Genomic DNA, 13,750 nt, shown 5'->3' with positions numbered 1-13,750 from the left:
TACGGTCTCGTGGTGTCCAGCGGCCCAGCCAGCGATCTAGCCAGTCTTGCCGGTGGTTTGCTCGCTCTGTCCGACCGCGGCACCGGTGTCCCGCTGCGGGAGCTTGCGCTCGTCGGGCTGACCGCGGCGATCGTCACCTACTTCGCCACCGGGCCGGTGCGGGTGCTGGCGACCCGATTGGGAGCGGTCGCCTATCCGCGCGAACGCGACGTGCACGTGACCCCGACGCCGCGCATGGGCGGACTGGCGATGTTTCTGGGCGTGGTGTCCGCCGTCTTTCTGGCGTCGCAGCTGCCGGCGCTCACCCGCGGGTTCGTGTACTCCACGGGAATGCCCGCGGTGCTGGTGGCCGGCGCGGTGATCATGGGCATCGGGCTGATCGACGACCGCTGGGGGCTGGACGCGCTGACCAAGTTCGCCGGTCAGATCACCGCGGCCAGCGTGCTGGTCACGATGGGTGTGGCGTGGAGCGTCATCTACATCCCGCTGGGCGGCGTCGGCACCATCGTGCTGGACCAGGCCTCGTCGATCCTGCTCACCCTGGCGCTGACGGTGTCGATCGTCAACGCAATGAACTTCGTCGACGGGCTCGACGGGCTGGCCGCCGGGCTGGGACTCATCACGGCGATGGCGATCTGCATGTTCTCGGTCGGCCTGCTTCGCGACCACGGCGGCGACGTGCTGTTCTATCCGCCCGCGGTGATCTCGGTGGTGCTCGCCGGGGCCTGTCTGGGTTTTCTGCCGCACAATTTCCACCGCGCCAAGATCTTCATGGGCGACTCCGGCTCGATGCTGATCGGGTTGATGCTGGCCGCCGCGTCCACGACCGCCGCCGGCCCCGTCTCGCAGAACGCCTACGGCGCTCGCGACGTCTTTGCTCTGCTGTCGCCGTTCTTGCTGGTGGTGGCGGTCATGTTCGTGCCGATGCTCGACCTGCTGCTGGCGATCGTGCGTCGCACCCGCGCCGGCCGCAGCGCGTTCAGCCCCGACAAGATGCACCTGCATCATCGGTTGCTGCAGATCGGCCATTCGCACCGTCGGGTGGTGCTGCTCATCTATCTATGGGTGGGGATCGTCGCCTTCGGGGCGGCGAGCACGATCTTTTTCAACCCCCGGGTCACCGCCGAGGTGATGCTGGCCGCGATCGTCATCGCGGGCGTCGCGACCGCGATCCCGCTCCTGCGCCGCCGCGACGACTACGAAGACGAGAGCTACGACAGATAGTAGTAGTGACGGCCCCTTTTGTGGTACGGTGCAGCTAGAACCCCGAAAACAACCTCGCGGGTTGCCGGCCACCCGGCCCGTCGGACCCCTGTCCGATCGCGCCGATTCACGACCGACATAGGGAGCTACCCCTTGGGTGATTCCAGCGCGACGACTGCGATACGCTCGGCGGGCCACCGATCACTCGATCGGGGCGTTCCCGTTCCACCAACCCGGGATTGAGGTGCTGCAGTGACGACACCAGCGCAGGACGCGCCGTTGGTGTTTCCCTCTGTTGCTTTCCGTCCGGTTCGGCTGTTCGTGATCAGCGTCGGCATCACCGCGCTGGCGTTGCTCGGCGCCGGATTGGCCGGTCACCTCATGGTCGGTGCATTCTTTGGCGTTGGGCTGCTGTTGGGTTTGCTCAACGCCCTCTTGGTCCGTCGTTCGGTTGCCTCGATCACCGCCAAAGATCACCCGCTGAAAAGCTCGATGGCGCTCAACTCGGCGTCGCGGCTGGCGATCATCACCGTCGTCGGGCTGATCATCGCCTACTTGTTCCGGCCCGCGGGGCTGGGCGTGGTCTTCGGCCTGGCCCTTTTCCAGGTGCTGTTGGTCGCGTCGACCGCGCTGCCGGTCTGGAAGAAGCTGCGCGCGGGCGGGGCGGGACAGGCAGTGACGGAGGAAGGGAGCACCAGCGATGACTGAGACGATCCTGGCCGGTGCCCAAATCGAGGTCGGCGAGCACACCACGGCGACGTGGCTCGGGATGACCGTCAACACCGACACCATCCTGTCGACCGCGATCGCCGCGGTGATCGTGATCGCGCTGGCCTTCTTCCTGCGCGCCAAGATCACCTCGAGCGGTGTTCCCAGCGGGGTTCAGTTGTTCTGGGAGGCGCTCACCATACAGATGCGCAACCAGATCGAGAGCGCCATCGGGATGCGCATCGCGCCGTTCGTGCTGCCGCTGGCGGTCACCATCTTCGTGTTCATCCTGATCTCCAACTGGCTCTCGGTGCTGCCGCTGCAGTACACCGACAAGTCCGGGCACACCACCGAGTTGCTCAAGTCGGCGGCGGCCGACATCAATTACGTGCTGGCGCTGGCGCTTTTCGTGTTCGTCTGCTACCACGTGGCCGGGATCTGGCGCCGCGGCATCGTCGGGCACCCGATCAAGGTGCTCAAGGGGCACGTGGCGTTCCTGGCGCCGATCAACGTGGTCGAAGAGTTGGCGAAGCCGATCTCGTTGTCGCTGCGACTCTTTGGCAACATCTTCGCCGGCGGCATCCTGGTCGCGCTGATCGCGCTGTTCCCGCCGTACATCATGTGGGCGCCCAACGCGATCTGGAAATCGTTCGACCTGTTCGTCGGGGCGATCCAGGCCTTCATCTTCTCGATCCTGACGATCCTGTACTTCAGCCAGGCCATGGAACTCGAGGAACACCACGACTGACCGCTACCAGACAAGCCACAGATAACGCGAGATAAAGGAGAAGAGAATGGACCCCACTATCGCTGCCGGTGCCCTCATCGGCGGTGGAATCATCATGGGTGGCGGCGCGATCGGAGCCGGTATCGGTGACGGTATTGCCGGTAACGCGCTGGTTTCGGGCATCGCCCGGCAACCCGAGGCGCAGGGCCGCCTGTTCACGCCGTTCTTCATCACCGTCGGTCTGGTCGAGGCGGCCTACTTCATCAACCTGGCGTTCATGGCGTTGTTCGTCTTCGCCACCCCCGTCACGTAGTTCGGTTGTGACGGGTTGCAATGGGTGACGTGAACCCTATGGTTTTGGCGGCCGGCCAGGTGATGGCAGAGGGCAAGGGGGGCAGCAACTTCCTTGTCCCCAACGGCACTTTCTTCTTCGTGCTGGCCATCTTCCTGATCGTGCTCGCCGTCATCGGCACCTTCGTGGTGCCGCCGATCCTGAAGGTGCTGCGCGAACGCGACGCCATGGTCGCCAAGACCGCCGCCGACAACAAGAAGTCGGCCGAGCAGTTCGAAGCCGCCCAGGCCGATTACGAAGCGGCCATGAAGGAAGCGCGCGTGCAGGCGTCGTCGTTTCGCGACAACGCCCGGGCCGAGGGCCGTAAGGTCGTCGAGGACGCGCGCGCCCGTGCCGAGCAAGAGGTGATGTCGACGTTGCAGGTGGCCTCCGAGCAACTGAAGCGGGAGAGGGACGCCGTGGAACTGGATCTGCGCGCAAACGTCGCAACGATGTCGGCGACGCTGGCCAGCCGAATCCTCGGCGTCGACGTGACCACCTCCGCCGCGACAAGGTAAGCGCCAATGTCGACCTTCATCGGACAGTTAATCGGGTTCGCGGTCATCGTGTTCCTGGTGGTGCGGTATGTCGTGCCGCCGGTGCGCAACTTGATGACCGCCCGGCAGGAGCTGGTGCGCCAGCAGTTGGCCGATGCCGCCGCGGCCGCCGACCGGCTGACCGAGTCGACCACCGCCCACAGCAGGGCCGTCGAGGCCGCCAAGAAAGAGGCGGAGCGGGTCGTCGAAGAAGCGAAGGCGGACGCGGAACGCATTGCCGAACAATTCCAGGCCCAGGCCGGACTGGAAGCGGAACGCATCAAAGCGCAGGGTGCCCGGCAGGCCGAACTGATGCGTACTCAGCTGACCCGTCAGCTCCGCCTGGAGCTCGGCCACGAATCCGTGCGCCAGGCAGGCGAATTGGTCCGCAACTATGTCGCCGACCCGGAGCAGCGGTCTTCGACCGTCGATCGCTTCCTCGACGAGCTCGATGAGATGGCGCCCTCGGCGTCCGAGGTCGAGTACCCCGTGCTGGCCAAAATGCGCTCGGCCAGCCGGCAGACGCTGCTCGCCCTGGTGGATCGATTCGAGGAAATTGCCGCGGACCTCGACGACGACGCGCTGTCGACGCTCGCCGACGATCTCGCGTCCGTGGTCAACCTGCTCAACCGCGAAATCGTCGTCACCCGATACCTCACGGTGCCAGCCGAGGACGCCACCGCCAGGATCACGCTGATCGAGCGGTTGGTCTCGGACAAGGTCGGCGAGCCCGCCCTGAACATTCTGCGCAGTGCGGTGTCGGCTCGCTGGTCCGCCAACGACGACCTGGCCGCCGCGATCGAACACGTGGCACGCCAGGCGTTGTTGCTCAAAGCCGAACGCGCCGGCGACATCGCCGAGGTGGAAGATCAACTGTTCCGTTTCAGCCGTGTCCTCGACGCGCAGCCCAGGCTTGCCATCCTGTTGGGCGACTATGCCACGCCCGCCGAAGATCGGGTGCGACTCGAACGGAAGATCCTCGAGCACGCGGGCACCAACGCCAACCCGATCACCGTCGCGCTGCTGCTGCAGACCGTCGAGTTGTTGCGCGACGAACGAGCCGAAGAGGCAGTGCTGGAGCTGGCGCAGGTCGCGGTGGCGCGGCGCGGCGAGGTTGTCGCGCAGGTCAAAGCCGCTGCCGAGCTCAGCCGTGACCAGCGTGCCCGTCTCACCGACGTGCTGAGCCGAATCTACAGCCAACACGTAACGGTGCAGCTGGATGTCGACCCCGAGCTGCTGGGCGGACTCGCCATCTCGATTGGCGACGAGGTGATTGACGGCACGTTGTTGTCCCGCCTCGCCACCGCCCAGGCCCAGTTGCCCGACTGAACACCAAGCGTAGTGACCACCAGAACGTGAAAGAAACCACCTAGGAAGACGAAAAGCCATGGCCGACTTGACAATCTCCGCCGATGACATCCAGAGCGCCATCGAGGAATACGTAAGCTCCTTCACCGCCGGCACCTCCCGCGAAGAGGTCGGCACGGTCGTCGACGCCGGGGACGGCATCGCGCACGTCGAGGGCTTGCCGTCCGTCATGACCCAGGAGCTGCTCGAGTTCCCGGGCGGGGTCCTCGGCGTCGCCCTCAACCTCGACGAACACAGCGTCGGCGCGGTGATCCTGGGTGACTTCGAGACCATCGAAGAGGGTCAGCAGGTCAAGCGCACCGGCGACGTCCTGTCGGTGCCCGTCGGCGACGCGTTCCTGGGGCGGGTGGTCAACCCGCTCGGCCAGCCGATCGACGGCCGCGGGGACATCGAGACCGACGAGCGGCGCGTGCTCGAGCTGCAGGCGCCCTCGGTGGTGCAGCGGCAGGGTGTCAAGGAGCCGCTGCAGACCGGGATCAAGGCCATCGACGCGATGACCCCGATCGGCCGCGGCCAGCGCCAGCTGATCATCGGCGACCGCAAGACCGGCAAGACGGCGGTGTGCGTCGACACCATCCTCAACCAGCGGCAGAACTGGGAGAGCGGCGACGAGCAGAAGCAGGTCCGCTGTGTCTACGTGGCCATCGGGCAGAAGGGCACCACCATCGCCTCCGTCCGGCGCGCGCTGGAAGAGGGCGGCGCCATGGACTACACCACCATCGTCGCGGCGCCCGCGTCGGACTCGGCCGGCTTCAAATGGCTTGCGCCGTATACCGGTTCGGCGATCGCCCAGCACTGGATGTACGACGGAAAGCATGTGCTGATCGTCTTCGACGACCTGAGCAAGCAGGCCGAAGCGTACCGCGCGATCTCGCTGCTGCTGCGCCGCCCGCCGGGCCGCGAGGCCTACCCGGGCGATGTGTTCTACCTGCACTCGCGGTTGCTGGAGCGCTGCGCGAAGCTCTCCGACGATCTCGGCGGCGGCTCGCTGACGGGTCTGCCGATCATCGAGACCAAGGCCAACGACATCTCGGCCTACATCCCCACCAACGTCATCTCGATCACCGACGGCCAGTGCTTCCTGGAGTCGGACCTGTTCAACCAGGGCGTCCGGCCGGCCATCAACGTCGGTGTCTCGGTGTCCCGCGTGGGTGGCGCGGCACAGATCAAGGCCATGAAGGAGGTGGCCGGCTCGCTGCGTCTGGACCTGTCGCAGTACCGCGAGCTGGAGGCGTTCGCGGCCTTCGCCTCCGATCTGGACCCCACCTCCAAGGCGCAGCTGGCGCGCGGCGAGCGGCTGGTCGAGCTGCTCAAGCAGCCGCAGTACCAGCCCATGCCCGTCGAGGAGCAGGTGGTCTCGATCTTCCTGGGCACCGGCGGTCACCTGGACTCGGTTCCGGTGCAGGACGTCAAGCGGTTCGAATCCGAGCTGCTGGACCACATGCGCGCCTCGGAGGAGAAGATGCTGGCCGGGATACGGGAGAGCCAAAAGCTTTCCGAAGAGGCCGAGAACCAGCTCGTCGAGATCATCAAGCACTTCAAGAAGGGGTTCGCGGCAAGCGACGGCACGTCGGTGGTGCCCGACGAGCACGTCGAGCCCATGGAGGAGGAGGAGCTGGAAAAGGAGTCGGTGAAGGTCAAGAAGCCGGCGCCGGAGAAGAAAGAAAAGAAAGAGAAGAAGTAGCAACCCATGGCTGCCACACTTCGCGAACTACGCGGGCGGATCCGCTCGGCCGGGTCGATCAAGAAGATCACCAAGGCCCAGGAGTTGATCGCGACGTCACGCATCGGCAGGGCGCAGGCTCGGCTCGAGTCGGCCAGGCCGTACGCCTTCGAGATCACGCGGATGCTCACCACGCTGTCCGAGGAGGCCGCCCTCGATCATCCCCTGCTCGTCGAGCGCGCCGAACCGAAGCGCGCGGGAGTGCTGGTGGTGTCGTCCGACCGTGGTTTGTGCGGTGCGTACAACGCGAGCGTCTTCCGCCGCGCCGAGGAGCTGTTCTCCCTGCTCCGCGAGGAGGGCAAGACGCCGGTGCTGTACGTGGTCGGCCGTAAGGCGCTGAACTACTACACGTTTCGGAACTGGGACATCACCGAGTCCTGGACGGGTTTTTCCGAACAACCGAAGTACGACAACGCCGCCGAGATCGGCTCGACACTGGTCGAGACGTTCATGCGGGGCTCCGGCGACGGTGACGAACTTCAGTCCGACACCCCCGCCGGCGTCGACGAGCTGCACATCATCTACACCGAGTTCAAGTCGATGCTGTCGCAGTCGGCGGTCGCCCGCCGGATCGCCCCGATGGTGGTGGAATACGTCGAGGAAGAACCCGAAGTGCGCACCCTGTATTCGTTCGAGCCGGATGCCACAACGCTTTTCGACGCCCTGCTGCCGCGTTACCTGACCACCCGCGTGTATGCCGCGATGCTCGAATCGGCGGCATCGGAGCTGGCGTCCCGGCAACGGGCGATGAAGTCGGCCACCGACAATGCCGACGACCTCATCAAGGCCCTGACGCTGGAGGCCAACCGCGAGCGGCAGGCCCAGATCACCCAGGAAATCAGCGAAATCGTCGGTGGCGCAAACGCGCTCGCCGACGCCGCCAAGTAGCCCCACGAGGAAGCGAAGAGATATGACTGCTACCGCCGAAAAGGCCCGAAAGTCTTCGGACTCCGACACCAACGGCCGCGTGGTGCGGGTCACCGGGCCGGTCGTCGACGTCGAATTCCCGCGCGGTTCGGTGCCCGAGCTGTTCAACGCCCTGCACGCCGAGATCACCTTCGAGTCGCTGGCCAAGAAGCTCACGCTGGAGGTGGCGCAGCACCTCGGCGACAACCTGGTGCGCACGATCTCGCTGCAGCCCACCGACGGCCTGGTGCGCGGCGTCGAGGTCATCGACACCGGCGACTCGATCTCGGTGCCGGTCGGTGAGGACGTCAAGGGCCACGTGTTCAACGCCCTCGGCGACTGCCTGGACAAGCCCGGCTACGGAGCAGACTTCGACCACTGGTCGATTCACCGCAAGCCGCCGGCCTTCGAGGAGCTCGAGCCGCGCACCGAGATGCTCGAGACCGGCCTGAAGGTCGTCGACCTGCTGACCCCGTACGTGCGTGGCGGCAAGATCGCCCTGTTCGGCGGTGCCGGGGTGGGCAAGACGGTGCTGATCCAGGAGATGATCAACCGCATCGCCCGCAACTTCGGCGGAACCTCGGTGTTCGCCGGCGTCGGTGAGCGCACCCGCGAGGGCAACGACCTGTGGGTGGAACTCCAGGAAGCCAACGTGCTCAAGGACACCGCGTTGGTGTTCGGTCAGATGGACGAGCCGCCCGGCACGCGTATGCGCGTGGCGCTGTCCGCGCTGACGATGGCGGAATGGTTCCGCGACGAGGCGGGCCAGGACGTTCTGTTGTTCATCGACAACATCTTCCGGTTCACCCAGGCCGGGTCCGAGGTGTCGACCCTGCTGGGCCGCATGCCGTCGGCGGTGGGATACCAGCCCACGCTGGCCGACGAGATGGGCGAGCTGCAGGAGCGCATCACGTCGACGCGGGGACGGTCCATCACGTCGATGCAAGCGGTCTACGTGCCCGCCGACGACTACACCGACCCGGCGCCCGCGACGACGTTCGCGCACCTGGACGCCACCACCGAGCTGTCCCGTTCGGTGTTCTCGAAGGGCATCTTCCCGGCGGTGGACCCGCTGGCGTCGAGCTCGACCATCCTGGACCCCGGTGTGGTGGGTGAGGAGCACTACCGCGTGGCGCAGGAGGTCATCCGAATCCTGCAGCGCTACAAGGACCTTCAGGACATCATCGCCATCCTCGGTATCGACGAGCTGTCCGAGGAGGACAAGCAGTTGGTGAACCGGGCACGGCGCATCGAGCGGTTCCTGTCGCAGAACATGATGGCGGCCGAACAGTTCACCGGCCAGCCGGGTTCGACCGTTCCGGTTAAGGAGACCATCGAGGCGTTCGACCGGCTGACCAAGGGCGAGTTCGACCACGTGCCCGAGCAGGCCTTCTTCTTGATCGGCGGCCTCGACGACCTGGCGAAGAAGGCCGAGAGCCTGGGCGCCAAGCTGTAACCGCGTGGAGTCGAAAGGTGGTGTGACATGGCGGAATTGAATGTCGAGATCGTCGCGGTCGACCGCAAGATCTGGTCCGGTGCGGCGACGTTTCTGTTCACCCGCACCACCGTCGGCGAGATCGGCATCCTGCCCCGCCACATCCCGTTGGTGGCCCAGTTGGTCGACGACGCCATGGTGCGCGTCGAACGCGAGGACGAAGAAGATCTGCGGATCGCGGTGGATGGCGGCTTCTTGTCGGTGACCGAGGAGAGCGTCAGTATCCTGGCCGAATCCGCGGAGTTCGCCTCGGAGATCGACGAGGCCGCCGCCAAAGAGGATTCCGAATCCGACGATCCCCGTATCGCCGCGAGGGGCCGCGCCAGACTGCGTGCCGTCGGCGCGATCGACTAACCGCCGATGAGCGCGCCCATGGTCGGCATGGTCGTGCTCGTGGTCGTGCTCGGGGCCGCGGTCCTCGCCCTGAGTTATCGGTTGTGGAAGCTGCGCCAGGGCGGAACGGCGGGGATCATGCGGGACATCCCCGCGGTCGGAGGTCATGGCTGGCGGCACGGCGTGATCCGCTACCGCGGCGGCGAGGCCGCGTTCTACCGGTTGTCCAGCCTGCGGTTGTGGCCCGATCGCCGGCTCAGCCGACGGGGTGTGGAGATCGTGACCCGACGGGCGCCGCGCGGCGACGAGTTCGACATAATGACCGACGAGATCGTGGTCCTCGAACTGCGCGACACGACGCAGGACCGCAGGTCCGGCTACGAGCTGGCGCTGGACCAGGGCGCGCTGACCGCATTCCTGTCGTGGCTGGAGTCCCGTCCCTCACCGCGCGCACGCCGCCGCAGCGTGTGACGAGCAGACGCAAAAGCCCCCAAAAGCGGTGCTTTTCAGGGGCTTTTACGTCTGCTCGCCGTGCTCTCGCCGCCGCCGGGTTTCCACAGCACATCCCCGTCGGGGTTGGCCACCCGCGACAGGATGAAAATCAGATCCGAGAGCCGGTTGAGATATTTGGCCGGCAGCACGCTCACGCCTTCCGGATGGGAATCGACGGCCGCCCAGGCCGACCGCTCGGCCCGACGCACCACCGTGCGGGCGACGTGCAACAACGCCGACAACGGCGAACCACCCGGTAGCACAAAGGAATTCAGCGCCGGCAGCGGCTCGTTGTATTTGTCGCACCACCGTTCCAGCCGGTCGACGTAGGCCTGGGGCACCCGTAGCGGAGGATATTCGGGGTTCTCCACCACCGGGGTGGACAGATCGGCGCCGGCGTCGAACAGGTCGTTCTGGATCTGCCGCAAGACGCCGGCGATTTCCTCGTCCGGCTGACCCAGGGCGATCGCCACGCCGATCGCGGAGTTGGCCTCGTCGCAGTCCGCGTATGCCACCAGCCGCGGATCGTTTTTCGAGACCCGCGAGAAGTCGCTCAGCCCCGTGGTGCCGTCGTCACCGGTTCGCGTATAGATGCGGGTCAGGTGTATCGCCATGAGCCAAACCGTACTCGTCTGACCTCCTCGGCCGACTGACAAGCCGCCACCCGCTTCACTACACTGACGCGGGTGTCCGAGCGATTCGTGGTGACCGGTGGCAACCGGTTGTCAGGCGAAGTCGCTGTTACCGGCGCCAAGAACAGCGTGCTCAAGCTGATGGCAGCGACGCTCCTGGCCGAAGGCACCAGCACCATCACCAATTGCCCCGACATCCTCGACGTGCCGCTGATGGCGGAGGTGTTGCGCGGCTTGGGCGCCACCGTCGAACTCGACGGCGACGTCGCGCGGATCACCTCACCGGACGAGCCCAAGTACGACGCCGACTTCGCGGCGGTGCGCCAGTTCCGGGCCTCGGTCTGCGTGCTCGGGCCGCTGGTCGGGCGCTGCAAGCGAGCCAGGGTGGCGCTGCCCGGCGGCGACGCGATCGGATCGCGCCCGCTGGACATGCATCAGGCGGGCCTGCGGCAACTGGGCGCGGACTGCAATATCGAGCACGGCTGCGTGGTCGCCCAGGCGGACAGGCTGCGCGGCGCGGAGATCCAGCTGGAGTTTCCCTCCGTGGGGGCCACCGAGAACATCCTGATGGCCGCCGTCGTGGCCGAGGGCGTCACCACCATTCACAATGCGGCGCGCGAACCCGATGTGGTCGATCTGTGCACGATGCTGAACCAGATGGGCGCGCAGGTCGAAGGCGCGGGTTCGCCGACGATGACCATCACCGGCGTTCCCCGGCTGCACCCCACCGAGCACCGCGTGATCGGGGACCGCATCGTCGCCGCGACGTGGGGCATCGCCGCCGCGATGACGCGGGGCGACATCTCCGTGACGGGAGTCGACCCCGCGCATCTTCAGGTCGTGCTGCACAAGTTGCACGACGCGGGCGCCACGGTCACCCAGACGGACACCAGCTTCCGTGTGACCCAGTACGAGCGTCCCAAGGCGGTCAACGTCGCGACGTTGCCCTTCCCCGGTTTCCCGACCGACCTGCAGCCGATGGCGATCGCCCTGGCGTCGATCGCCGACGGCACGTCGATGATCACGGAAAACGTGTTCGAGGCCCGCTTCCGGTTCGTCGAGGAGATGATCCGGCTCGGCGCCGACGCCCGCACCGACGGCCACCACGCCGTGGTGCGCGGCCTGCCACAACTTTCCAGTGCGCCGGTGTGGTGCTCGGACATCCGGGCCGGCGCCGGCCTGGTGCTCGCGGGGCTGGTCGCCGACGGCGACACCGAGGTCCACGACGTCTTCCACATCGACCGTGGCTACCCGCTGTTCGTGGAGAACCTGGCCGTTTTGGGAGCCGAGATCGAGCGGGTAGAGTAGCGCGAGGTAATGCCCAACGGGCGCGGTCGCGCTTCAAGCTGACCGAAACCGGGGCTTGACCCCCTGCCGGACTTATATTAAGCTGGCAGGGTTGCCCCGAAGCGGGCGAAAACAAGCGTGAGTGTTGTTTGAGAACTCAATAGTGTGTTTGGTGGTTTTCAAATTTGTTGTTGTTTTTTTGACCATACTTTGCACCCCCCGTGTGTGGGTATGGTCGTTTTTTGACGCCAGATATTGGTGTCTTGTCAGGTATCTCTGATTGTAAATTCACCTCGTTAGTCGAGGGGTTTTTGTTTGGAGAGTTTGATCCTGGCTCAGGACGAACGCTGGCGGCGTGCTTAACACATGCAAGTCGAACGGAAAGGCCCCTTCGGGGGTACTCGAGTGGCGAACGGGTGAGTAACACGTGGGTAATCTGCCCTGCACTTCGGGATAAGCCTGGGAAACTGGGTCTAATACCGGATATGACCACGAGGCGCATGCCTTGTGGTGGAAAGCTTTTGCGGTGTGGGATGGGCCCGCGGCCTATCAGCTTGTTGGTGGGGTGACGGCCTACCAAGGCGACGACGGGTAGCCGGCCTGAGAGGGTGTCCGGCCACACTGGGACTGAGATACGGCCCAGACTCCTACGGGAGGCAGCAGTGGGGAATATTGCACAATGGGCGCAAGCCTGATGCAGCGACGCCGCGTGGGGGATGACGGCCTTCGGGTTGTAAACCTCTTTCACCATCGACGAAGGTCCGGGTTTTCTCGGATTGACGGTAGGTGGAGAAGAAGCACCGGCCAACTACGTGCCAGCAGCCGCGGTAATACGTAGGGTGCGAGCGTTGTCCGGAATTACTGGGCGTAAAGAGCTCGTAGGTGGTTTGTCGCGTTGTTCGTGAAATCTCACGGCTTAACTGTGAGCGTGCGGGCGATACGGGCAGACTGGAGTACTGCAGGGGAGACTGGAATTCCTGGTGTAGCGGTGGAATGCGCAGATATCAGGAGGAACACCGGTGGCGAAGGCGGGTCTCTGGGCAGTAACTGACGCTGAGGAGCGAAAGCGTGGGGAGCGAACAGGATTAGATACCCTGGTAGTCCACGCCGTAAACGGTGGGTACTAGGTGTGGGTTTCCTTCCTTGGGATCCGTGCCGTAGCTAACGCATTAAGTACCCCGCCTGGGGAGTACGGCCGCAAGGCTAAAACTCAAAGGAATTGACGGGGGCCCGCACAAGCGGCGGAGCATGTGGATTAATTCGATGCAACGCGAAGAACCTTACCTGGGTTTGACATGCACAGGACGCGTCTAGAGATAGGCGTTCCCTTGTGGCCTGTGTGCAGGTGGTGCATGGCTGTCGTCAGCTCGTGTCGTGAGATGTTGGGTTAAGTCCCGCAACGAGCGCAACCCTTGTCTCATGTTGCCAGCGGGTAATGCCGGGGACTCGTGAGAGACTGCCGGGGTCAACTCGGAGGAAGGTGGGGATGACGTCAAGTCATCATGCCCCTTATGTCCAGGGCTTCACACATGCTACAATGGCCGGTACAAAGGGCTGCGATGCCGTAAGGTTAAGCGAATCCTTTTAAAGCCGGTCTCAGTTCGGATTGGGGTCTGCAACTCGACCCCATGAAGTCGGAGTCGCTAGTAATCGCAGATCAGCAACGCTGCGGTGAATACGTTCCCGGGCCTTGTACACACCGCCCGTCACGTCATGAAAGTCGGTAACACCCGAAGCCAGTGGCCTAACCCTCGGGAGGGAGCTGTCGAAGGTGGGATCGGCGATTGGGACGAAGTCGTAACAAGGTAGCCGTACCGGAAGGTGCGGCTGGATCACCTCCTTTCTAAGGAGCACCACGAAAAACACCCCAATTGGTGGGGTGTGAGCCGTGAGGGGTTCTCGCCTGTAGTGGGCGAGGGCCGGGTGCGCAACAGCAAACGACTGCCAGACACACTATTGGGCCCTGAGACAACACTCGGCCAGACCGTGTGGAGTCTCCCCATCTTGGT

13 protein-coding genes and 1 rRNA gene are annotated in these 13,750 nt (G+C 65.0%); 13 read left to right on the top strand and 1 reads right to left on the bottom strand.

Annotation, left to right across the window (positions count from 1 at the left end):
• Window positions 1–9: 9 nt before the first annotated feature.
• The 11 genes from OQ968_RS07610 (at window position 10) to OQ968_RS07560 (ending at window position 9,801) form a co-directional block, all read left to right on the top strand.
• Window positions 10–1,224 carry an MraY family glycosyltransferase gene (locus OQ968_RS07610; RefSeq protein WP_324676286.1) on the top strand — a complete coding sequence of 405 codons (1,215 nt, stop codon included), beginning with the start codon at window positions 10–12 and terminating at the stop codon, window positions 1,222–1,224.
• A gap of 231 nt (window positions 1,225–1,455) precedes the next feature.
• Window positions 1,456–1,911, top strand: a complete 456-nt coding sequence (locus tag OQ968_RS07605) for an ATP synthase subunit I (protein WP_324676284.1) — start codon at window positions 1,456–1,458, stop codon at window positions 1,909–1,911.
• On the top strand, window positions 1,904–2,659 hold the full coding sequence (gene atpB / locus OQ968_RS07600; protein ID WP_324676282.1) for a F0F1 ATP synthase subunit A: 756 nt from the start codon (window positions 1,904–1,906) through the stop codon (window positions 2,657–2,659). The genes OQ968_RS07605 and atpB overlap by 8 nt, the downstream gene beginning before the upstream one ends.
• Before the next feature lie 46 nt (window positions 2,660–2,705).
• A complete protein-coding gene (locus tag OQ968_RS07595) occupies window positions 2,706–2,951 on the top strand; it encodes a F0F1 ATP synthase subunit C (RefSeq protein ID WP_066928722.1) in 246 nt (81 codons plus the stop codon).
• Between the two features lie 20 nt (window positions 2,952–2,971).
• Complete coding sequence (locus tag OQ968_RS07590; RefSeq protein ID WP_324676277.1) at window positions 2,972–3,487, top strand: F0F1 ATP synthase subunit B; 516 nt, start codon at window positions 2,972–2,974, stop codon at window positions 3,485–3,487.
• A 6-nt stretch (window positions 3,488–3,493) separates the two neighbouring features.
• Window positions 3,494–4,834 carry a F0F1 ATP synthase subunit B/delta gene (locus OQ968_RS07585; protein ID WP_324676275.1) on the top strand — a complete coding sequence of 447 codons (1,341 nt, stop codon included), beginning with the start codon at window positions 3,494–3,496 and terminating at the stop codon, window positions 4,832–4,834.
• 58 nt (window positions 4,835–4,892) lie between these two features.
• A complete protein-coding gene (gene atpA / locus OQ968_RS07580; protein ID WP_324676273.1) occupies window positions 4,893–6,557 on the top strand; it encodes a F0F1 ATP synthase subunit alpha in 1,665 nt (554 codons plus the stop codon).
• Window positions 6,558–6,563: 6 nt separating this feature from the next.
• Complete coding sequence (locus OQ968_RS07575) at window positions 6,564–7,484, top strand: F0F1 ATP synthase subunit gamma (RefSeq protein ID WP_324676270.1); 921 nt, start codon at window positions 6,564–6,566, stop codon at window positions 7,482–7,484.
• A gap of 22 nt (window positions 7,485–7,506) precedes the next feature.
• A complete protein-coding gene (atpD, locus tag OQ968_RS07570; protein ID WP_324676269.1) occupies window positions 7,507–8,958 on the top strand; it encodes a F0F1 ATP synthase subunit beta in 1,452 nt (483 codons plus the stop codon).
• A 27-nt stretch (window positions 8,959–8,985) separates the two neighbouring features.
• A complete protein-coding gene (locus tag OQ968_RS07565; protein ID WP_324676267.1) occupies window positions 8,986–9,351 on the top strand; it encodes a F0F1 ATP synthase subunit epsilon in 366 nt (121 codons plus the stop codon).
• Between the two features lie 6 nt (window positions 9,352–9,357).
• Window positions 9,358–9,801: a DUF2550 domain-containing protein gene (locus OQ968_RS07560; RefSeq protein ID WP_324676265.1), complete on the top strand. Its 444-nt coding sequence runs from the start codon at window positions 9,358–9,360 to the stop codon at window positions 9,799–9,801.
• A gap of 35 nt (window positions 9,802–9,836) precedes the next feature.
• On the opposite strand, the gene OQ968_RS07555 is transcribed toward OQ968_RS07560, so the two are convergent.
• Window positions 9,837–10,436: a cob(I)yrinic acid a,c-diamide adenosyltransferase gene (locus OQ968_RS07555; protein WP_324676263.1), complete on the bottom strand. Its 600-nt coding sequence runs from the start codon at window positions 10,434–10,436 to the stop codon at window positions 9,837–9,839.
• Between the two features lie 72 nt (window positions 10,437–10,508).
• Between OQ968_RS07555 and murA the strand changes: the two genes are divergently transcribed.
• Together murA and OQ968_RS07545 are read left to right on the top strand one after the other, a co-directional pair.
• Window positions 10,509–11,762: a UDP-N-acetylglucosamine 1-carboxyvinyltransferase gene (murA, locus tag OQ968_RS07550; RefSeq protein ID WP_324676261.1), complete on the top strand. Its 1,254-nt coding sequence runs from the start codon at window positions 10,509–10,511 to the stop codon at window positions 11,760–11,762.
• A 291-nt stretch (window positions 11,763–12,053) separates the two neighbouring features.
• Window positions 12,054–13,584, top strand: a 16S ribosomal RNA gene (locus OQ968_RS07545).
• Window positions 13,585–13,750 lie beyond the last annotated feature (166 nt).

The organism is Mycobacterium sp. 663a-19 (assembly GCF_035616495.1).
GTDB lineage: Bacteria > Actinomycetota > Actinomycetes > Mycobacteriales > Mycobacteriaceae > Mycobacterium.
The sequence above is the reverse complement of the archived record's forward strand: the minus strand, read 5'-3'. Positions and strand labels throughout refer to the sequence as shown.

Coding starts and splice junctions, on each gene's coding strand:
- OQ968_RS07585 (WP_324676275.1), top strand. CDS start 3,494: ATGTCGACCTTCATCGGACAGTTAATCGGGTTCGCGGTCATCGTGTTC.
- atpA (WP_324676273.1), top strand. CDS start 4,893: ATGGCCGACTTGACAATCTCCGCCGATGACATCCAGAGCGCCATCGAG.
- atpB (WP_324676282.1), top strand. CDS start 1,904: ATGACTGAGACGATCCTGGCCGGTGCCCAAATCGAGGTCGGCGAGCAC.
- atpD (WP_324676269.1), top strand. CDS start 7,507: ATGACTGCTACCGCCGAAAAGGCCCGAAAGTCTTCGGACTCCGACACC.
- OQ968_RS07575 (WP_324676270.1), top strand. CDS start 6,564: ATGGCTGCCACACTTCGCGAACTACGCGGGCGGATCCGCTCGGCCGGG.
- OQ968_RS07590 (WP_324676277.1), top strand. CDS start 2,972: ATGGGTGACGTGAACCCTATGGTTTTGGCGGCCGGCCAGGTGATGGCA.
- OQ968_RS07555 (WP_324676263.1), bottom strand. CDS start 10,436: ATGGCGATACACCTGACCCGCATCTATACGCGAACCGGTGACGACGGC.
- OQ968_RS07595 (WP_066928722.1), top strand. CDS start 2,706: ATGGACCCCACTATCGCTGCCGGTGCCCTCATCGGCGGTGGAATCATC.
- OQ968_RS07560 (WP_324676265.1), top strand. CDS start 9,358: ATGAGCGCGCCCATGGTCGGCATGGTCGTGCTCGTGGTCGTGCTCGGG.
- OQ968_RS07565 (WP_324676267.1), top strand. CDS start 8,986: ATGGCGGAATTGAATGTCGAGATCGTCGCGGTCGACCGCAAGATCTGG.